At 67.7% G+C, this 19,992-nt stretch carries 16 protein-coding genes; 6 read left to right on the forward strand and 10 right to left on the reverse strand.

The window, feature by feature from the left end; all coding sequences use genetic code 11:
* Window positions 1-155: 155 nt before the first annotated feature.
* Genes tkt through pgl form a run of 6 tightly spaced genes read left to right on the forward strand, consistent with a single transcriptional unit; the run spans window position 156 to window position 8,298 of the window.
* Window positions 156-2,249: a transketolase gene (gene tkt / locus PKE84_RS18595; RefSeq protein ID WP_271178729.1), complete on the forward strand. Its 2,094-nt coding sequence runs from the start codon at window positions 156-158 to the stop codon at window positions 2,247-2,249.
* Window positions 2,250-2,278: 29 nt separating this feature from the next.
* On the forward strand, window positions 2,279-3,391 hold the full coding sequence (gene tal / locus PKE84_RS18600) for a transaldolase (protein ID WP_271178730.1): 1,113 nt from the start codon (window positions 2,279-2,281) through the stop codon (window positions 3,389-3,391).
* On the forward strand, window positions 3,388-4,998 hold the full coding sequence (locus PKE84_RS18605; RefSeq protein WP_271178731.1) for a phosphoglucose isomerase-related protein: 1,611 nt from the start codon (window positions 3,388-3,390) through the stop codon (window positions 4,996-4,998). Before tal ends, PKE84_RS18605 begins: the two co-directional genes overlap by 4 nt.
* 29 nt (window positions 4,999-5,027) lie before the next feature.
* Window positions 5,028-6,572, forward strand: a complete 1,545-nt coding sequence (zwf, locus tag PKE84_RS18610; RefSeq protein ID WP_271178732.1) for a glucose-6-phosphate dehydrogenase — start codon at window positions 5,028-5,030, stop codon at window positions 6,570-6,572.
* A complete protein-coding gene (locus PKE84_RS18615; RefSeq protein ID WP_271178733.1) occupies window positions 6,569-7,531 on the forward strand; it encodes a glucose-6-phosphate dehydrogenase assembly protein OpcA in 963 nt (320 codons plus the stop codon). The genes zwf and PKE84_RS18615 overlap by 4 nt, the downstream gene beginning before the upstream one ends.
* Window positions 7,528-8,298, forward strand: coding sequence for a 6-phosphogluconolactonase (gene pgl / locus PKE84_RS18620; protein ID WP_271178734.1), 771 nt, complete (start codon window positions 7,528-7,530; stop codon window positions 8,296-8,298). The genes PKE84_RS18615 and pgl overlap by 4 nt, the downstream gene beginning before the upstream one ends.
* Window positions 8,299-8,436: 138 nt before the next feature.
* Here pgl and PKE84_RS18625 read toward each other — a convergent pair whose 3' ends face one another.
* From PKE84_RS18625 to uvrA, 10 genes are all read right to left on the reverse strand, one after another.
* Complete coding sequence (locus tag PKE84_RS18625; RefSeq protein WP_271178735.1) at window positions 8,437-8,805, reverse strand: RNA polymerase-binding protein RbpA; 369 nt, start codon at window positions 8,803-8,805, stop codon at window positions 8,437-8,439.
* Between the two features lie 30 nt (window positions 8,806-8,835).
* Window positions 8,836-9,087, reverse strand: a complete 252-nt coding sequence (gene secG, locus PKE84_RS18630; protein ID WP_271178736.1) for a preprotein translocase subunit SecG — start codon at window positions 9,085-9,087, stop codon at window positions 8,836-8,838.
* Window positions 9,088-9,195: 108 nt separating this feature from the next.
* Entirely contained in the window at window positions 9,196-9,999 is an 804-nt protein-coding gene (gene tpiA / locus PKE84_RS18635; RefSeq protein WP_271178737.1) for a triose-phosphate isomerase, read from the reverse strand.
* Window positions 9,987-11,204: a phosphoglycerate kinase gene (locus PKE84_RS18640; protein WP_271178738.1), complete on the reverse strand. Its 1,218-nt coding sequence runs from the start codon at window positions 11,202-11,204 to the stop codon at window positions 9,987-9,989. Before PKE84_RS18640 ends, tpiA begins: the two co-directional genes overlap by 13 nt.
* A 16-nt stretch (window positions 11,205-11,220) precedes the next feature.
* Window positions 11,221-12,228 (reverse strand): type I glyceraldehyde-3-phosphate dehydrogenase, encoded by a 1,008-nt coding sequence (gene gap / locus PKE84_RS18645; protein WP_271178739.1) that lies wholly within the window; start codon window positions 12,226-12,228, stop codon window positions 11,221-11,223.
* Between the two features lie 101 nt (window positions 12,229-12,329).
* Window positions 12,330-12,956, reverse strand: coding sequence for a superoxide dismutase (locus PKE84_RS18650; protein WP_271178740.1), 627 nt, complete (start codon window positions 12,954-12,956; stop codon window positions 12,330-12,332).
* 109 nt (window positions 12,957-13,065) lie between these two features.
* Complete coding sequence (gene whiA / locus PKE84_RS18655) at window positions 13,066-14,046, reverse strand: DNA-binding protein WhiA (RefSeq protein ID WP_271178741.1); 981 nt, start codon at window positions 14,044-14,046, stop codon at window positions 13,066-13,068.
* 55 nt (window positions 14,047-14,101) lie between these two features.
* Window positions 14,102-14,977: an RNase adapter RapZ gene (gene rapZ, locus PKE84_RS18660; protein ID WP_271178742.1), complete on the reverse strand. Its 876-nt coding sequence runs from the start codon at window positions 14,975-14,977 to the stop codon at window positions 14,102-14,104.
* A 36-nt stretch (window positions 14,978-15,013) separates the two neighbouring features.
* Complete coding sequence (uvrC, locus tag PKE84_RS18665) at window positions 15,014-17,059, reverse strand: excinuclease ABC subunit UvrC (RefSeq protein ID WP_271178743.1); 2,046 nt, start codon at window positions 17,057-17,059, stop codon at window positions 15,014-15,016.
* A 9-nt stretch (window positions 17,060-17,068) separates the two neighbouring features.
* Entirely contained in the window at window positions 17,069-19,954 is a 2,886-nt protein-coding gene (uvrA, locus tag PKE84_RS18670; RefSeq protein ID WP_271178744.1) for an excinuclease ABC subunit UvrA, read from the reverse strand.
* Between the last annotated feature and the right edge of the window lie 38 nt (window positions 19,955-19,992).

The following is a 19,992-nucleotide window of genomic DNA, read 5'->3' on the forward strand; positions in this document are numbered from 1 at the left end:
GGTGCTCGCCAGCCGAAGCCGCCACAATCCGCCCGTCCTTTGTAAGACGTGGACGGGATGCGGCCCCGGTGCCGATGACGTCCACGGCGCGCACTACCTCAATCGGTGCGGGACCATGACGGCCCTCACCATCTCTACGAAGGGTCAGTTTTCACGTGGCAGCTCTGCAATGGGATCCCATTGACAACAAGGCAGTAGACACCGCTCGCGTTCTCGCGGCGGACGCGGTCGAGAAGGTGGGCAACGGTCATCCCGGCACCGCGATGAGCCTCGCCCCCGCCGCGTACCTCCTGTTCCAGAAGGTGATGCGCCGCGATCCCCACGACCAGCACTGGCTGGGACGCGACCGGTTCATCCTGTCGGCGGGTCACAGCTCGCTCACCCAGTACATCCAGCTCTACTTCGGCGGCTACGGCCTCGAGCTCGACGACCTCGAGAAGCTCCGCACGTGGGGCTCCCTCACCCCGGGTCACCCCGAGTACGGCCACACCGACGGCGTCGAGATCACGACCGGACCTCTCGGTCAGGGCATCTCCTCCGCCGTCGGTTTCGCATATGCGAGCCGTTTCGAGCGAGGACTGTTCGACCCCGAGGCCGACCAGGGCACCAGCCCGTTCGACCACTTCGTCTACGTGATCGCCGGCGACGGCGACCTGCAGGAGGGCGTGAGCAGCGAGGCCTCCTCGCTCGCCGGCCACCAGCAGCTCGGCAACCTGATCGCGATCTACGACAGCAACCAGATCTCGATCGAGGACGACACCAACATCGCCTTCACCGAAGACGTCAAGGCGCGCTACGAGGCGTACCACTGGCACGTGCAGGTCGTCGACTGGAAGAAGACGGGCGTCTACACCGAAGACGTTCGCGAGCTGAACGACGCGATCGTCGCAGCCCAGGGCGTCACCGACAAGCCCTCGCTGATCATCCTGAAGACGATCATCGGCTGGCCGGCCCCCAAGAAGCAGAACACCGGCAAGATCCACGGCTCCGCCCTCGGCGCCGACGAGCTCCGCGCCGTCAAGGAGGTGCTCGGGTTCGACCCCGAGAAGACCTTCCAGGTCGACCCCGAGGTCATCGAGCACACCCGCAAGGCAATCGAGCGCGGCGCAGAGCAGCGCGCCGAGTGGACCGTCGCATTCGACGCATGGGCCGCCGCCAACCCGGAGCGCAAGCTGCTCCTCGACCGTCTCCTCACCGGCGAGCTCCCGGAGGGCGTCGAAGCGGCGCTCCCCGTGTTCGAAGCGGGCAAGGACGTCTCGACCCGCGCCGCCAGCGGCAAGGTGCTGAACGCGCTCGGCCCGGTCATCCCGGAGCTGTGGGGCGGTTCGGCCGACCTCGCCGAGTCGAACAACACCACCATCGAGGGCGCGGCATCGTTCGTGCCGACCGAGCACTCGACGCACGAGTGGACGGGCAACCCGTACGGCCGCGTGCTGCACTTCGGCATCCGCGAGCACGCGATGGCGGCCATCCTGAACGGCATCGTCCTGCACGGCCCGACGCGCGCGTTCGGCGGCACCTTCCTGATCTTCAGCGACTACATGCGCCCCGCGGTGCGTCTGGCCGCGCTGATGAAGGCTCCGTCGATCTTCGTCTGGACCCACGACTCGGTGGCGCTCGGCGAAGACGGTCCGACCCACCAGCCGATCGAGCAGCTCTCGGCGCTCCGCGCCATCCCGCAGCTCGACGTCGTGCGTCCCGGTGACGCCAACGAGGTCGCGTACGCCTGGAAGACCATCCTCGAGCGCCGCAAGGGACCGGCCGGCATCGCGCTGACCCGCCAGAACATCCCGGTGTTCGAGCGCGGCGACGGCGACGCCACGGGCGACACCTTCGCCTCTGCCAAGAACGTCGTCAAGGGTGCGTACGTGCTCGCCGAGGCACCGGGCGGAACGCCCGACGTGCTGCTGATCGCGACCGGCTCCGAACTGCAGATCGCCGTCGATGCGCGCGAGGTGCTGAAGGGCGAGGGCATCAACGCCCGCGTCGTCTCGGCCCCGAGCCTCGAATGGTTCGAGGAGCAGAGCGACGAGTACAAGGAGTCGGTACTGCCGTCCGCCGTCAAGGCGCGCGTCTCGATCGAGGCCGGCCTGGCTCTGAGCTGGCGCAAGTACGTGGGCGACCACGGCCGCAGCGTCTCCATCGAGCACTTCGGTGCCTCGGCGGACTACAAGACGCTGTTCCGCGAGTTCGGCATGACCACCGAGCACGCCGTCGCCGCCGTCAAGGAATCGCTCGCGTCGCTTTGAGCGCGGGCATACGAGGAGAAACAGAAGAAATGACCGACACCACTCCCACCGCACAGCTCTCCGCCGCCGGCGTCAGCATCTGGCTCGACGACCTCTCGCGTGAGCGCATCAAGACGGGCGGCCTCCAGAAGCTCATCGCCGAGAAGAACGTGGTCGGCGTGACCACCAACCCGACGATCTTCGCCACGGCCCTCTCCAAGGGCGAGGCGTACGACGAGCAGGTCCGCCAGCTCGCCGCCGCCGGGCTCGATGTCACCGACGCGGTCTTCGAGATCACGACCGATGACGTCGCCGAGGCCAGCGACATCTTCGCCGAGGTGTTCGAGAGCTCGAACGGCGTCGACGGACGCGTTTCGATCGAGGTCGAGCCCGGCCTCGCCCACGACGCAGCCGGCACGATCACCGAGGCCAAGAAGCTCGCCGCCAAGGTCGACAAGCCGAACGTGCTCATCAAGATCCCCGCGACGGTCGAGGGCCTCGAGGCCATCACTGAGACCATCGCCGCCGGCATCAGCGTCAACGTGACCCTGATCTTCAGCCTGCAGCGCTACCGCGAGGTCATCAACGCCTACCTCACCGGCCTCGAGAAGGCCAAGGCCGCCGGCATCGATCTGGCGGGCATCCAGTCGGTCGCATCGTTCTTCGTGTCGCGCGTCGACACCGAGATCGACAAGCGCCTGACCGCGATCGGCACCGACGAGGCCCTCGCGCTCAAGAGCAAGGCCGGCATCGCCAACGCACGTCTCGCCTACCAGGTGTACGAGGAGACTTTCGCCAGCGAGCGCGCCAAGGCGCTCGTCGCGGCCGGCGCCAACGAGCAGCGTCCGCTCTGGGCATCCACCGGTGTCAAGGACCCGAGCCTGCCCGACACGCTCTACGTGACCGAGCTCGTCGCTCCGAACACCGTGAACACCATGCCCGAGAAGACGCTGGACGCGACCTTCGACCACGGCGTCATCACCGGCGACACCGTCACCGGCAACTACGACGACGCCAACGCCGTGCTGAACGCGATCGACGCGCTCGGCATCTCGTACGACGAGGTCACCGAGCTGCTCGAGAAGGAGGGCGTCGACAAGTTCATCGTCTCCTGGAACGAGTTGCTCGACACCGTCACCAAGGCGCTGGAGGCCGCGAAATGAGCTTCAAGATCCACGTGACCGGCGCCGCTGAGGAGGCCGTCAAGACGGTCGTCCCTCAGCTGGTCGCCGATCTGGTCGCGTCGGGCATCACCGCTCAGGACCCGGCACTCTGGGGCCCGGATGCGGAGGCCGAGGCCTCCAAGCGTCTCGGCTGGACCGAGGCCGTCGCCATCTCGCGTCCGCTGGTCCCGGAGATCGTCGCCCTGCGCGACGAGCTGCGCAGCAAGGGCGTCGACCACATCGTGCTCGGCGGGATGGGCGGCTCCTCGCTCGCCCCCGAGGTCATCACGCGCACCGCCGGATACGAGCTCACGGTGCTCGACTCGACCGAGCCCGGCCAGGTCCTCTCCGCCCTGCGCGACCGCCTGGAGACCACGGCCCTCGTGATCTCCAGCAAGTCGGGTTCGACGCTGGAGACCGACAGCCAGCGCCGCGTCTACGAGAAGTGGTTCACCGACGCCGGCATCGACCCGCGCGAGCGCATCGTCGTCGTCACCGACCCGGGCTCGCCGCTCGACGCGTCGGCCCGCGAGGCCGGTTACCGCGTCTTCAACGCCGACCCGAACGTCGGTGGCCGGTACTCCGCGCTCACCGCATTCGGTCTCGTCCCCTCCGGCCTCGCCGGTGTCGACCTCGAAGAGCTTCTCGAGGAAGCGGAGACGATCTCGCTCGAGCTCGCCATCGACGACCCGACCAACCCCGGGCTCATCCTGGCCGCCGCGATCGCCGGCACCAACCCGCTCAAGGACAAGCTCGGCCTGATCGCCGACGGCACGCACATCGTCGGCTTCCCCGACTGGGCGGAGCAGTTGATCGCCGAGTCCACCGGCAAGCAGGGAACCGGCCTCCTCCCGGTCGTGCTCGACCCGCTGGCGCCTGAGCTCAGCGAGAACCTGAGCGATCTCCAGATCGTCCGCCTGGTCGACAACGCCGAAGCCCACCACCTGTTCCCGAGCAACCGTCACGAGGGCGAGATCCTCGTCTCGGGCAGCCTCGGCGCCCAGATCCTGGTGTGGGAGTTCGCGACGGCCGTCGCCGGACGCCTGCTCGGCATCAACCCGTTCGACCAGCCCGACGTCGAGGCCGCCAAGGTCGCCGCACGCTCGCTGCTCGACAACCGTCCCGAACCCGCCACCCCGGCCTTCGTCGCCGACGGTGTCGAGGTCCGCACGGTCGGCGACTTCCTCGGCGACGCATCCGCGCTCGATGCCGCCGTCGACGCGCTGCTCGCGCAGCTCGGTCCGGACGGCTATGTGTCGATCCAGGCATACGTCGACCGCGTGGCACTCCCCCAGCTCGCCGGTCTCCGCGACCTCCTCGCTGCCAAGGCGAAGCGTCCGGTCACCTTCGGATGGGGTCCCCGCTTCCTGCACTCCACGGGTCAGTTCCACAAGGGCGGTCCCGCGGTCGGAGTGTTCCTGCAGATCACCGCTCAGGCCACCGAGGATCTCGAGATCCCCGGCCGTCCGTTCACGTTCGGTCAGCTCATCCAGGCGCAGGCCGCCGGCGACGCGAGCGTGCTCGGCGAGCACGGACGCCCGGTCCTGACTCTCAACCTCACCGACCCAGAAGCGAACCTGGTGCCGCTGTTCGAGGCCCTCAACTAGCTACGCACTCCCCGCATCCAAGGAGCTTCATGTCCCCGGTGGAAATCACCCCGGAGTTCAACCCGCTGAGGTTGCCCTCCGATCGCCGCCTCAACCGCATCGCTGGTCCGAGCAGTCTCATCATCTTCGGCGTGACAGGCGACCTGTCCCGCAAGAAGCTGATGCCGGCCGTCTACGACCTCGCCAACCGCGGCCTGCTCCCTCCCGGCTTCTCGCTGGTGGGGTTCGCGCGCCGCGACTGGGAGGATCAGGACTTCGAGAAGGTCGTCTACGAGGCGGTCAAGCAGTACGCCCGCACCCCCTTCCAGGAGGAGGTGTGGCAGCAGCTCGCGCAGGGCATCCGGTTCGTCCCGGGTGAGTTCGACGACGACGCGGCGTTCGAGCGTCTCAAGGAGACGGTCGACGCGCTCGACAAAGAGCGCGGAACGATGGGCAACCACGCGTTCTACCTGTCGATCCCGCCGAAGGCGTTCCCGCTCGTCACCGAGCAGCTGCGCAAGTCCGGTCTCGCCGACCAGCGCGAAGGCGGCGGCTGGCGCCGTGTCGTCATCGAGAAGCCGTTCGGCAGCGACCTGAAGTCGGCACGTGAGCTGAACGCCGTCGTCGAGACGGTCTTCCCGCCCGACTCGGTCTTCCGCATCGACCACTACCTCGGCAAGGAGACGGTCCAGAACATCCTGGCCCTGCGCTTCGCCAACGAGCTGTACGAGCCGATCTGGAACGCCAACTACGTCGACCACGTGCAGATCACGATGGCGGAGGACATCGGAGTGGGCGGCCGTGCCGGCTACTACGACGGGATCGGCGCCGCGCGCGACGTTATCCAGAACCACCTCCTCCAGCTCCTCGCCCTCACGGCGATGGAGGAGCCGATCTCGTTCGACGCCGCAGACCTGCGTGCCGAGAAGGAGAAGGTCCTTGGCGCCGTGCGCCTGCCGAAGGACCTTGCCACCTCGACCGCCCGCGGGCAGTACTCCAGCGGCTGGCAGGGCGGCGAGAAGGTCGTCGGCTTCCTCGAGGAGGACGGGATGAACCCCGCCTCCACCACCGAGACGTACGCCGCGATCAAGCTCCTGATCGGCACGCGCCGGTGGGCGGGGGTTCCGTTCTACCTCCGTGCGGGCAAGCGCCTCGGCCGTCGCGTCACCGAGATCGCCGTCGTCTTCAAGCGCGCTCCGCAGCAGTTGTTCGCGGAGAGCCAGACGTCGGCCCTCGGCCAGAACGCGCTCGTCATCCGCGTGCAGCCCGACGAGGGTGTGACCATCCGCTTCGGCTCGAAGGTCCCCGGCGCCGGCATGCAGGTGCGCGACGTGAGCATGGACTTCGGATACGGCCACGCCTTCACCGAGGCGAGCCCCGAGGCCTACGAGCGCCTCATCCTGGATGTCCTCCTCGGCGACCCGCCCCTCTTCCCCCGTCACGAAGAGGTCGAGCTGTCGTGGAAGATCCTCGACCCCATCGAAGAATTCTGGGCGACCCAGGGCCAGCCGGAGCAGTACCGTCCCGGAACCTGGGGGCCCAGCTCCGCGGACGAACTGCTCGCCCGCGACGGCCGCGTTTGGAGGCGTCCATGATCGTCGATCTGCCCGACACCACGACGAGCAAGGTCTCGAAGGCCCTCGTCAAGATTCGCGAGGAGGGCGGCGCCGTCGCCCTCGGCCGCGTGCTGACGCTCGTCATCGCGACCCACCTCGGCGAGGAGGAGGAGGCCATCGAGGCCGCCAACGACGCCTCCCGTGAGCACCCGATGCGCGTCATCGTCGTGTCCACCGAAGAGGAGCGCACGTCCACCGGCGATGGCCGCGTGGATGCGCAGATCCGGGTGGGCGGCGACGCCGGCGCGAGCGAGGTCATCGTGCTCCGCGCCTACGGCGAGACCGCCAGCGACGAGGAGGGACTGGTCACCGGCCTGCTCCTGCCCGACGCGCCCGTCGTCGTCTGGTGGCCGGGGCTCGCCCCCGAGGTCGTCTCGAAGTCGCCGCTCGGCCGCATCGCGACGCGCCGCATCACGGATGCGTCGGCGCAGCCCGACCCGCAGGCCGCGCTCCGTCACCTCTCGCGCACCTATGCGCCCGGCGACACGGACTTCTCGTGGACGCGGTTGACCCTGTGGCGGGCGCAGCTCGCCGCGGTACTCGACCAGCCGCCCTTCGAGCCGATCGAGAACGTCGAGGTCGCCGGCGCCGCCGACTCCCCCTCGACGCTGCTCCTCGCGGCCTGGCTCTCCCTGCAGCTCCAGGTTCCCGTGCAGCACGACCTGACGTCGCGCGCCAACGGCTCCAGCGGCATCCACGGGGTGCGTATGGGACGCGCATCCGGTGTCATCGAGCTCGAGCGGGAGATCCCGAACGTGGCACGGCTCTCGCAGCCCAACCAGCCGACACACGACCTGTCGCTTCCGCGCCGGAGCCTGCGTGATTGCCTGGCCGAGGAATTGCGTAGGCTGGACCCCGATGATCTGTACGGTGAGGTGATCACCAAAGGCCTCGATCAGCTCGAGGCCAACGACACGGGAGTGGGCGTCACGGCATGACGAACGAACGGCGGGTACTTGTACACCCCGATAAACAAGCGCTCACCGGCTCGGTGGCGGCGCGTTTCCTGACCAAGACCGTCGACATCCTCGACGACCTGGGTGAGGCCAACGTCGCCCTGACCGGCGGAACCGTCGGCATCGCCGTGCTCGAGGCGGTGAACAGCTCCCCCGCGCGCGACAGCGTCGACTGGAGCAAGGTGCACTTCTGGTGGGGCGACGAGCGCTTCGTCGCAAAGGACAGCGAGGAGCGCAACGAGCGCCAGGCGCGCGAGGCCCTGCTCGACCACATCGCCGTTCCGCCGGAGAACATCCACCCGTTCCCCGCGTCGGACGAGATCGCGGACATCGACGAGGCGGCCGCGGTGTACGCCGCCGAGCTCGAAGCCTTCGCCTCGGATGGCGCGCGTCACCCGCGGTTCGACATCACGTTCCTCGGTGTCGGGCCCGACGGGCATATCGCCTCACTGTTCCCCGACCGTGCCGGCATCCGTGAGACGGAGGCGACGGTCATCGCCGAGCGTGACGCGCCGAAGCCCCCGCCGCAGCGCCTCAGTCTCACGCGACCGGTGCTCAACGCGTCCGACCGCATCTGGCTCGTCCTCGCCGGCGCCGACAAGGCCTCGGCCCTCGGCCTCGCACTCGCGGGCGCGAGCTACACCGAGGTCCCGGTCGCCGGTGCCAAGGGACGCAAGCGCACGGTGTTCTTCGTCGACAAGGACGCCGCAGTCGACGTTCCGGAAAACCTCATCGCGCCGAGCTACTGACCTCGCGCACAACGCATGAAGCCCCGCTGCCGCATGGACGGCAGCGGGGCTTCGTCGTCGGTGACATGCCTCCCGATCGTCGGGCGGGCACGCGAAAGGCCCCGCGGGCGAACCGCGGGGCCTTCTGCGTGGTGCCGGCTAGTTGGTGGCGCTCAGCTTGCCGCGCCGGGCGCGAAGCTGGTTGAGTGCGTCCTCGAGAAGCTGCTCAGCCTCTTCTTCGGTGCGACGCTCTTTGACGTACGCCAGGTGGGTCTTGTAAGGCTCGAGCTTCGCCACCGACGGCGGGTTCGCCTTGTCGCGACCGGCCGGCAGGCCGGACGACGGCGAGTCGATGACGTCGGGGATCTCTTCGTCTGGCAGGTTCGCCGCGAAATGACGGACTGTCTCGTTGCCGAGGGCGTCCCAGTACGAGACCGAGATGCGTTCCGCGTGGAAACCGCGGTCCTGCTCCCCCATCGGGCCCGCGCCGACGCGCGAACCTCGAATTGCGCTTCCTCCGGATGCCATGCTGCTCCTCGCTGTGTGTACTTTGGGCGCCTACGCGCCGGAATCGAACTTCGTGATGAGGCCCAGAACGACGATGCAGGTGATCCAGATCAGTCCGAGGATCACCGTGATGCGGTTGAGGTTGCGCTCCGCCACCCCGGATGCGCCGAGGTTCGAGGTCACGCCGCCGCCGAACATATCGGAGAGGCCGCCACCACGTCCCTTGTGCAGGAGGATGAGCAACGTCAGCAGGAGGCTGGTGATGCCCAGCAGCACCTGCAGGACGACCTGGAGAATTTGCACGAGAAACCTTTCGCAGTGCGACCGGGTCGGATGCCCGGGAAGACCAACGACCAGTATAACTGCAGGCGGCTCCGTGAGCCGCCTGCAGTTGTGTCGGACCTGGAAGACCTAGAGTCCGACGTGCTTCTGGTAGCGCACGATGCTCGCGAATTCCGCGACATCGAGGCTCGCGCCTCCGACGAGAGCGCCGTCGACGTTCGGCTCCCGCATGAAGCTGGCGATGTTGCTCGACTTCACCGAGCCGCCGTACAGGATGCGCGTCTTGGCGGCGACATCCTCACCGAGCACCTCGACGAGGACCGCACGCAGCGCCGCCGCGACCTGCTCGGCCTGCTCCGGCGTCGCCGCCTGACCCGAGCCGATGGCCCACACCGGCTCGTACGCGACCACGATGTCAGCCGCGGAGGTGACGTTCGCCAGTGCGGCGCGCAGCTGCGCGACCGGCACGGCGCTCGCGCCGTGCACTTCGAGGTCTTCCGCCGTCTCGCCGACGCAGATGATCGGGGACAGATTGTGCGCCAGCGCAGCAGCGACCTTGCCGGCCACCTGCTCGTCCGTCTCGCCGTGCAGCGTGCGGCGCTCCGAGTGACCGATGATCACGTAGCGGCACTCGAGCTGGGCGAGGAACGTCGCCGAGATCTCACCGGTGTAGGCGCCGGACTCGTGCTCGGAGACATCCTGACCGCCGAAAGCGAGCGGCAGCTTGTCCGCCGATACCAGGGTCTGCACACTGCGCAGGTCGGTGAACGGTGGGAAGACCGACACCTCGACCGCCGTGAAATCATGCCCGGCGTCCTTCAGGCTCCACGCGAGCTTCTGCACGAACGCGATCGCCTGCAGGTGATCGAGGTTCATCTTCCAGTTGCCGGCGATGAGCGGCGTACGCCGCACCGACGAGCTCACTGCTGCCATCCGAGGACCTCCAGTCCCGGCAGGTGCTTGCCCTCGAGGAACTCGAGGCTCGCACCGCCACCCGTTGAAATGTGACCGAACTGGTCGTCGGAGAATCCGAGTGCGCGCACCGCGGCCGCGGAGTCGCCGCCGCCGACGACACCGAGGCCGTCGATTTCGGTCAGCGCCTGAGCGATGGCCTTGGTTCCGGCCGCGAAGGGGGCGAGCTCGAACACGCCCATGGGCCCGTTCCAGAAGACCGTGCGCGCGGCGCGGATGTACTCCGAGAACAGTTCGGCGGTCTCCGGGCCGATGTCGAGCCCGAGTCCGCTCGAGCCCCAGTCGGTGTCTTCGATGCCGTCGATCGGACGAACGACGTGCTCAGCGTCCGCCCCGAACTTCGAGGCGACGACGACGTCACGCGGCAGCACGATCTCGACACCGAGCTCCTCGGCCTTCGCCAGGTAGCCCTTGACGGTCTCGATCTGATCGGCCTCGAGCAGGCTCGAACCGACCTTGTGCCCGAGGGCGGCGAGGAAGGTGAAGAGCATGCCGCCGCCGATCAGCAGCGAGTTCACGCGCGGCAGCAGATGCCCGATGACCCCGAGCTTGTCCGACACCTTCGAGCCGCCGAGCACGACCGCGTACGGCCGCTCGGGGTTCTCGGTGAGGCGGTCGAGCACGTCGAGCTCCGTGGCGATGAGGAGCCCTGCAGCGCTCGGAAGCGCCTTCGCGAGCTCGTACACGCTGGCCTGCTTGCGGTGCACGACGCCGAAGCCGTCGGAGACGAACGCATCGCCGAAGGCGGCGAGCTTGGCGGCGAACGCCTCCCGCTCGGCATCGTCTTTGCTGGTCTCCCCCGGGTTGAACCGCAGGTTCTCCAGCAGGGCGACGTCGCCGTCCGTCAGGCCGGCGACCGCGTCCTGCGCTCCGGAGCCGACCGTGTCACGGGCGAAGGTCACCGGCTTGCCCAGCAGCTCCGAGAGCCGCTGGGCGACCGGCGCCAGGCTGTACTTCGCGTCGGGCGCGCCCTCCGGGCGCCCCAGATGGGAGATGACGACCACCTTCGCACCCTGATTGATCAGGGCGTTCAGGGTGGGAATCGACGCTCGCACGCGGCCATCGTCCGTGATCTGTCCGTCTTTCAGAGGGACGTTCAGATCACAGCGGACGATGACCGCCTTGCCGGCGAGCGAACCGAGTGAATCAAGTGTGCGTAGCGTCACGTCGGTTCCCTTGGTGCTAGAGGCGCTCGGCCACGTACTCGGTCAGGTCGACGAGACGGTTGGAGTAACCCCACTCGTTGTCGTACCACGACGCGACCTTGACCGTGTTGCCGATGACCTTGGTGAGGCCCGCGTCGAAGATCGACGAGTGCGGGTCGCTGACGATGTCGGTCGAGACGATCGGGTCCTCGGTGTACTTGAGGATGCCCTTGAGGGGACCCTCGGCTGCAGCCTTGTAGGCGGCGTTGATCTCGGCGACCGTCGCGGTCTTCTCGAGCTCGACGGTGAGGTCGGTGATCGAGCCGGTGATCACGGGCACACGCAGGGCGTAGCCGTCGAGCTTGCCGACGAGCTCCGGGATGACCAGGCCGAGGGCCTTGGCCGCGCCGGTCGAGGTCGGGATGATGTTCGCGGCGGCGGCGCGGGCGCGACGGAGGTCGCTGTGCGGGCCGTCCTGCAGGTTCTGGTCGGCGGTGTAGGCGTGGACCGTGGTCATCAGACCGCGCTCGATGCCGAAGTTGTCGAGCAGCACCTTGGCGAGCGGCGCGAGGCAGTTCGTGGTGCACGAGGCGTTCGACAGGATGTCGTTGACCGCGCTGTCGTAGGTCTCCTCGTTCACGCCGAGGACGATGGTGGCGACGTCGTCACCCGTGGCCGGAGCCGACACGATGACCTTCTTGGCGCCGCCGGCGATGTGCTTGCGCGCATCCTCCGACTTGGTGAAGCGGCCGGTGGACTCGATGACGATGTCGACACCCAGCTCACCCCACGGCAGGTTGGCCGGGTCGCGCTCTTCGAGGACGATGATCGGCTTGCCGTTGACGACGATCTTGTCGCCGTCCAGCTCGACGGTCGCGTCGAGACGGCCCGTGATCGAGTCGTACTTCAGAAGGTGTGCGAGCGCCTTGTTGTCGGTGAGGTCGTTGACAGCGACGATCTCGAGGTCGCTGCCTTTGGCCAGAGCCGCGCGGAAGAAGTTACGACCAATGCGACCGAACCCGTTGATTCCGATCTTTACGGACACAGATGTCTCCTGTTACTGAGAGGCGCCGACGGCGCACTTGTATGGGATGAAAACGGACGGCGGTGTCCCGGGAGGCAACCCTTCCGGGACACCTCTCCCCGCTACGACAGTAGCAGCAGGCCCGATGTCTTTTCGCGCGCCCGGGTGAAGCGCTCGTTAACGTCGCCCCAGTTCGTAATGTTCCAGAACGCCTTTACGTAGTCCGCCTTGACGTTCACGTAGTCGAGGTAGAACGCGTGCTCCCACATGTCGAGCAGCAGCAGCGGGATCGTGGCCGCGGCGAGGTTTCCCTGGTGGTCGTAGAGCTGCTCGATGATCAGCTTCTGACCGAGCGAGTCCCACGCCAGGATCGACCAGCCCGAGCCCTGGATGCCCAGGGCCGACGCGGTGAAGTGCGCACGGAACTTGTCGAAGGACCCGAAGAACTCGTCGATCGCCGCGGCCAGTTCGCCGGTGGGCTTGTCTCCGCCGTCGGGCGACAGGTTGTTCCAGAACACGGTGTGGTTGACGTGGCCGGCGAGGTTGAAGGCCAGGTCTTTCTGCAGCTTGTTCACGTACGTGAGGTCGTCGGCGTCGCGAGCCTCGGCGAGCTTGGCGATCGCGGTGTTCGCACCGTCGACATAGGCCTTGTGATGCTTGTCGTGGTGCAGCTCCATGATCCGACCGCTGATGTTCGGCTCAAGCGCCGAATAATCGTACGGAAGGTCTGCGAGCGTGTAGTCAGCCATTACTCATCTCCTCATATGGTTCCCGGCCCGAGCGGTTCGGAGCGGGCTTCGAGCGACATTTTCAGTCTAGTAAGGGCAACCGATTCGACCAGGGGTTGCTTCCCGGACGTTACACCTCGTCGAGGTCGGCCGGGAGGTTCGCGTCCGTCCCGGGGATTCCTTCGTCTGCCGCGCGCTTGTCCGCCATCGCGAGCAGCCGGCGGATGCGCCCGGCGACCGCGTCCTTCGTCATCGGCGGGTCGGCGTGGTGGCCCAGCTCGTCGAGGCTCGAGTCGCGGAAGTTGAGGCGCAGTTCGCCGGCGTAGCGCAGGTGCTCCGGCACCTCGTCGCCGAGGATCTCGAGGGCGCGCTCGACGCGGGCACAGGCGGCGACGGCGGCCTGGGCGGACCGACGGAGGTTGGCGTCGTCGAAGTTGACGAGGCGGTTCGCGGTCGCGCGGACCTCGCGGCGCTGACGCAGCTGCTCCCAGTTCTCGACGGTCTTCGTCGCTCCCATGTGCACGAGCATCGCGCTGATCGCGTCGCCGTCGCGGATGACGACCCGGTGCACACCGCGCACCTCGCGCGCCTTCGCGGCGACACCGAGACGGCCGGCGGCGCCGACGAGGGCCATCGCCGACTCGTTGCCGGGGCAGGTGACCTCGAGAGCGGCCGAACGGCCGGGATCGGTCAGCGAGCCGTGGGCGAGGAAGGCGCCCCGCCAGACGGCGGCCAGTTCGTCGCGGGAGCCGGTGGTGAGGCGATTCGGCAGGCCACGGATCGGCCGGCGACGGGCATCCAGCAGGCCGGTCTGGCGGGCGAGCGTCTCGCCGCCGTCGAGCACGCGTACCAGGTACTGGCTCGTGCGCCGAAGACCTGACGCGGAGATCACGGACACCTCGCTGCGCACTCCGTAGAGTTCTGCGAGGTCTTTGCGCACCCGACGGGCGAGCTCAGGGGTGTCGAGTTCGCTCTCCACCGCGATCCGGCCGCTGATCAGGTGCAGCCCGCCGGAGAAGCGCAGGATCGTTGCGAGCTCCGCCGCGCGGACCGTGGTCTTGCTGATCTCGACCTTGGTGAGTTCGTCTTTGACGTCGGCGGTGAGAGCCAATCGGGTTCCTATCTGTCGTGTCGGCCGTTGTGCGGCCGTAAGTCGGTGGCCGGCGTCATTCACGGCCGAGATCGCGGTGTTTCGTGTTCACCGCGACCCCCGGGAGTTCCTGCAATCGAGTGGCGAGCTCTTCCGCAATCGCCACCGAACGGTGCTTTCCCCCCGTGCAGCCTACAGCGATCATCGCGTGCCGTTTGTTCTCACGCTGGTAGCCGGCCAGGATCGGGCGCAGCGCGGCGACGTACGCCTCGACGAACTCCATCGCGCCCTCCTGCTCGAGCACGTAGTCGCGCACCACCTCGTCGAGCCCGGTGAACGGGCGCAGTTCCGGGTTCCAGAACGGGTTCGGAAGGAAGCGCGCATCCGAGACGATGTCGGCATCCGGCGGCAGTCCGTACTTGAAGCCGAAGCTCATCACCGTGACCTGCACGCCGGCCGTGTTCTCGGCCGCGAACGTCTCGGTGATGTTGGTGGCGAGCTGGTGGATGTTGAGGTCGGAGGTGTCGACGATGATGTCGCTGGCCTCGCGGATCTCGCGCAGCCGGGAACGCTCGGCGGAGATGCCGTCGAGGATCGTGCCGTCGCCCTGCAGCGGGTGAGGGCGCCTGACCTGCTCGAAGCGCCGCACGAGAACCGAATCGGTGGCCTCCAGGAACAGCACGCGCACCTTGGTGCCCTCGCGCAGGCTCTGGATCATGTCGCGCAGATCGGTGAAGAAGTTGCGGCCGCGCACATCGACCACCGCGGCGATACGGGGCAGCGTCGATCCGGCCCGATTCGCGAGTTCGATGAGGGGGCGCAGCATCTGCGGAGGCAGATTGTCGACCACGTACCAGTCGAGGTCTTCGAGCGCATTCGCAACCGTCGACCGCCCTGCCCCCGACATTCCAGTGACGATCAGCACTTCTTGCTGCTCGTTGTCGGTGCTCATCAGGCGCGCTCCTCGTGCTCGGTGGTGCCACCCAGCCTATCGACTGGCGAGTCGTTCATGGATGGCCCCAGCAAGGGTGGGGCCGACACCGCGCACCTCGGCGATCTCGTCGACGCTCGCCTTCCTCAGCTGGGCGACGGAGCCGAAGTGCTTGAGCAGCTCCTTCACCCGGGACGGCCCGAGACCGGGGATCTCGCCGAGCACCGACCCGATGTCGCGCTTGCGCCGTGCGCGCTGGTACGTGATGGCGAAGCGGTGCGCCTCGTCTCGGATGCGCTGGATCAGGAAGAGCGCATCGCTGTTGCGCGGCAGGATGACCGGGAAGTCGGAGTCGGGGAGCCAGAGCTCCTCGAGTCGCTTCGCGATGCCCACGAGCTGGATGCCCTGCACCCCTGACTCCTCGAGCGCGCGCCGCGCCGCCGCGACCTGCGGCTGGCCGCCGTCGACGATCAGCAGATTGGGCGGGTAGGAGAACTTCTTGCGCCGCTTCTCGGCCGCCTCCTGGAGCTCGGCGTCGATGTCGATCGTCGGGTCGTCGCCCGCGTCGTCGTCGCCCGCGCCGTCCGCGCCGGCGTCGATCGCCGACGCACCGTTCGCCGACGCACCGTTCGCCGACGCACCGTTCGCCGACGCACCGATCGCCTCCTGGGCCTCCAGCGCCGGGTCTTTGAGGTAGGCGAGCCGGCGCGTGATCACCTGGTGGATCGACTCGGTGTCGTCCGTCGACTCCGGGATGCTGAAGCGCCGGTACTGGTCTTTGCGCGGGAGGCCGTCTTCGAACACGACCATCGAGGCGACGATGTTGGTGCCGCTGAGGTGCGAGACGTCGTAGCACTCCATCCGCAGGGGCGCGTCGGGCATGCCCAGCGCATCCTGGATGTCGTTGAGCGCCTTCGAGCGCGCGACGAAGTCAGAGCTGCGGCGGGTCTTGTAGAGGATGAGCGCGTTCTTCGCGTTCATCTCCACGGTCTGCACGAGCGCGGCCTTGTCACCGCGCTGGGCCACCCGCAGCGCGACCTTGCCGCTGAGGGCACCGCGCGGCGAGGCGGGATCGCCGATCTCGTGCCGACGCGCGGTGAGCCACTGCTCCAGTTCGGCGGCGTCCTCGGGGAGCTCGGGAACGAGGATCTCGCGGGGCGGGGCGTCCGAGCCCTCGTAGGCGTTCTGCACGACGGTCTCGACCAGGTCGCCGAGCTCGACGTCGAGTTCCTTGTCGACCACCCAGCTGCGCACACCGCGGATCCGGCCGCCGCGCACGATGAACTGCTGCACGGCGGCGGCCAGCTCGTCGTGGGCGATGCCGAAGACATCCGCGTCGACGTTGTCGGGCAGCACGACCGCGCTCTTGCCCATCGCGGCCTCCAGGGCCTGGATGGCGTCGCGATGGCGGGCGGCGGCCTCGTAGTCCTGCGTGCTCGCGGCTTCGCGCATCCGCTCGTTGAGGGCGCGGATGTATTTGGTGTCGTTGCCCGCCATGAACGAGACGAAGTCCTCGGCGAGTTCGCGGTGCTCCTCCGGGCTGACCCGGCCGACGCAGGGTGCGGCGCACTTGCCGATGTCGCCGAGCAGGCAGGGCCGGCCGGTGAGCTCGGCGCGACGGTAGACGCCGTCGGAGCAGCTCCGCACGGGGAACGCCTTCAGCATCAGGTCGACAGTGTCGCGGATCGCCCAGACCTTCGTGTACGGGCCGAAGTACCGCGCGTCCTTGATGCCGCGATTGCGGGTCACCATGACGCGCGGGATGCGGTCCCCCAACGTCACCGCCAGGTACGGATACGACTTGTCGTCGCGGAACTGCACGTTGAACGGCGGGTTGAACTCTTTGATCCAGGTGTACTCGAGCTGCAGGGCCTCGAACTCGCTCGCGACGACCGTCCACTCAACCGAGGCAGCGGTGGTGACCATGCGCCTGGTGCGGTCGTGCAGGCTCCGCAGCGGCTGGAAGTAGTTGCTCAGCCGCGCACGCAGGTTCTTGGCCTTGCCGACGTAGAGCACACGCCGATTCGGATCACGGAAGCGATAGACGCCGGGCTGTGTGGGGATCTCCCCGGCCTTCGGCCGGTAACTGACGGTGTCTGCCACGCGGGTATCCTACGCAGCGCCCCGGGCGCTCTCCGCCCCCTGCAGGATCTCCTTGAGGAAGTAGCCCGTGTGGCTGCCCTTGGCGTCCGCGACCTGCTCCGGCGTGCCCGTCGCGATCACCTGGCCGCCGCCGGCGCCGCCTTCCGGACCCATGTCGATGATCCAGTCGGCCGACTTGATCACATCGAGGTTGTGCTCGATGCAGATCACCGTGTTGCCCTTGTCGAGCAGCCCGTTGAGCACGAGGAGCAGCTTGCGCACGTCTTCGAAGTGGAGACCGGTGGTGGGCTCGTCGAGCACGTAGACGCTGCGTCCGTTCGATCGACGCTGCAGCTCCGTGGCCAGCTTCACACGCTGCGCCTCGCCGCCGGAGAGCGTCGTGGCGCTCTGGCCGAGCCGCACGTAGCCGAGGCCGACGTCGACCAGCGTCTGCAGATACCGGTGGATCGCCGAGATCGGCTTGAAGAACTCCGCCGCCTCGCTGATCGGCATGTCGAGCACCTCTGCGATGTTCTTGCCCTTGTAGTGCACGGCCAGCGTGTCGCGGTTGTAGCGCGCTCCCCCGCAGACCTCGCACGCGACGTACACGTCGGGGAGGAAGTTCATCTCGATCTTGATCGTGCCGTCACCCGAGCACGCCTCGCAGCGCCCGCCCTTGACGTTGAAGCTGAACCGACCGGGCAGATAGCCGCGGGTCTTGGCCTCGATCGTCTCCGAGAACAGGGTGCGGATGCGGTCGAACACACCGGTGTAGGTCGCCGGGTTCGAGCGCGGGGTGCGGCCGATCGGCGCCTGGTCGACGTGCACGACCTTGTCGAGGTTGTCGAGACCGGTGACGGTCTTGTGCTTGCCCGGCAGCTTGCGGGCGCCGTTGAGCTTGTTCGCGAGCACGCGGTAGAGGATGTCGTTGACGAGCGACGACTTGCCCGAACCGCTCACGCCGGTGACGGCGACGAAGGTGCCGAGCGGGAAGTCGACCGTCACCTTCTTGAGATTGTTGGCCTCGGCGCCGACCACCGAGATCATGCGCTTCTTGTCGATCTTGCGCCGCTTCGAGGGGATGTCGATCTCTTTGCGACCCGCCAGGTAGTCGCCCGTGAGCGACTTGGTGTTCGCGAGCAGGTCGTCGTACGAACCGGAGTGGACCACATGGCCGCCGTTGACTCCCGCGCCGGGGCCGATGTCGACGATCCAGTCCGCCGTGCGGATGGTGTCTTCATCGTGCTCGACCACGATGAGCGTGTTGCCCAGGTCACGCAATGCGACCAGCGTGTCGATGAGCCGGCGGTTGTCGCGCTGGTGCAGGCCGATGCTGGGCTCGTCGAGCACGTAGAGCACGCCGGTGAGGCCCGACCCGATCTGGGTCGCGAGCCGGATGCGCTGCGCCTCGCCTCCGGAGAGGGTCGCCGCGGCGCGCGACAGGTTGAGGTAGTTGAGCCCGACCTGGATCAGGAAGTCGAGACGCACCTTGATCTCGCGCAGCACCTGCGCGGCGATCTTCTCCTCGCGCTCGGTGAGGTGCAGCTTGTCCATGAAGCCACGGGCGTCGCTGAGGCTCAGCTCCGCCGCGTCGGCGATGCTCGCGCCGTGCACGAGAACCGCGAGGACCTCCGGCTTGAGCCGCTTGCCGCCGCACACCGGGCACGGCACCTCACGAAGGTACTCGGCCCAGCGGGCGCGCTGCGTGTCGGTCTCGGCCTGCAGGTACTGGCGCTCGATGTAGGGGACGACGCCTTCGAACCCCGAGGTGTAGCTCATCTCGCGGCCGTAGCGGTTCTTCCACTTGACCTTGACCTCGAAGTTGTCGCCGCGCATCACGGCTTCGCGCACCTGCGGGCTGAGCTTGCGCCACGGGGTCTTGAGCGAGAACTTGAGGTCGCGGGCGAGGCCGTCGAGCAGCTTCTCGTAGTAGTTGAAGAGCCCCTTGCCCTGGGTGGTCCAGGGGATGATGACGCCTTCGGCGATGCTCAGGTCGTCGTCGCCGAGCAGCAGATCCTCGTCGACCGACATGCGCGTGCCGAGGCCGGAGCACTCGGGGCACGCACCGAACGGCGCGTTGAACGAGAAGGTGCGCGGCTCGATCTCGGTGAGCTGGATGGGGTGGTTATTGGGGCACGACAGCTTCTCGCTGAACGTGCGCCACGCGTCCGGGCCCTCTTCGTCGACGAAGTTGATCTGGACCAGGCCGTCGGTGAGACGGAGTGCCGTCTCGAGCGAGTCCGTGAGACGGGTCAGCAGCTCGGGCCCGGCGACCAGGCGGTCGACCACGACGGAGATGTCGTGCTTGTACTGCTTCTTCAGCACGGGCGGATCGCTGAGCTGGATCTGCTCGCCGTCGACGATCGCACGCGAGTATCCGCTCGCCGCGAGTTCCTTGAAGAGGTCGACGAACTCGCCCTTCTTCTGCGAGACGACCGGGCTGAGCACCTGATAACGGGTGCCGGGCTCGAGCTCCATGAGCTGGTCGGCGATCTGCTGCACGGTCTGCCGCTGGATGGGCTCGCCGCAGATCGGGCAGTGCGGAACACCGATGCGCGCCCAGAGCAGACGCATGTAGTCGTAGATCTCGGTGATGGTGCCGACGGTCGACCGCGGGTTGCGGTTGGTGGACTTCTGGTCGATCGACACCGCCGGGCTGAGGCCCTCGATGAAGTCGACGTCGGGCCGGTCGACCTGGCCCAGGAACTGACGCGCATATGCGGACAGCGACTCGACGTAGCGGCGCTGCCCCTCCGCGAAGATCGTGTCGAAGGCGAGGGACGACTTGCCCGAGCCCGACAGGCCCGTGAAGACGACCAGCGAATCGCGCGGGATCTCGAGGTCGACATTGTGCAGATTGTGCACGCGTGCGCCCCGGACGCTGAGGTGGGATCCGGTCACCTTACTGATACTCACTCGATCAATTCTCCGCTAGTTGTGGGTGGTGCCTGGCC

Origin of the sequence: Leifsonia poae, assembly GCF_027921845.1 — a bacterium.
Taxonomy (GTDB): domain Bacteria; phylum Actinomycetota; class Actinomycetes; order Actinomycetales; family Microbacteriaceae; genus Leifsonia; species Leifsonia poae.

Bases quoted from the DNA above. Each gene is read 5' to 3' on its own strand.
- tpiA (WP_271178737.1), bottom strand. From the start codon at position 9,999: ATGGCAGCAGTGAGCTCGTCGGTGCGGCGTACGCCGCTCATCGCCGGC.
- tal (WP_271178730.1), top strand. From the start codon at position 2,279: ATGACCGACACCACTCCCACCGCACAGCTCTCCGCCGCCGGCGTCAGC.
- PKE84_RS18605 (WP_271178731.1), top strand. From the start codon at position 3,388: ATGAGCTTCAAGATCCACGTGACCGGCGCCGCTGAGGAGGCCGTCAAG.
- pgl (WP_271178734.1), top strand. From the start codon at position 7,528: ATGACGAACGAACGGCGGGTACTTGTACACCCCGATAAACAAGCGCTC.
- zwf (WP_271178732.1), top strand. From the start codon at position 5,028: ATGTCCCCGGTGGAAATCACCCCGGAGTTCAACCCGCTGAGGTTGCCC.
- rapZ (WP_271178742.1), bottom strand. From the start codon at position 14,977: ATGAGCACCGACAACGAGCAGCAAGAAGTGCTGATCGTCACTGGAATG.
- PKE84_RS18625 (WP_271178735.1), bottom strand. From the start codon at position 8,805: ATGGCATCCGGAGGAAGCGCAATTCGAGGTTCGCGCGTCGGCGCGGGC.
- PKE84_RS18650 (WP_271178740.1), bottom strand. From the start codon at position 12,956: ATGGCTGACTACACGCTCGCAGACCTTCCGTACGATTATTCGGCGCTT.
- PKE84_RS18615 (WP_271178733.1), top strand. From the start codon at position 6,569: ATGATCGTCGATCTGCCCGACACCACGACGAGCAAGGTCTCGAAGGCC.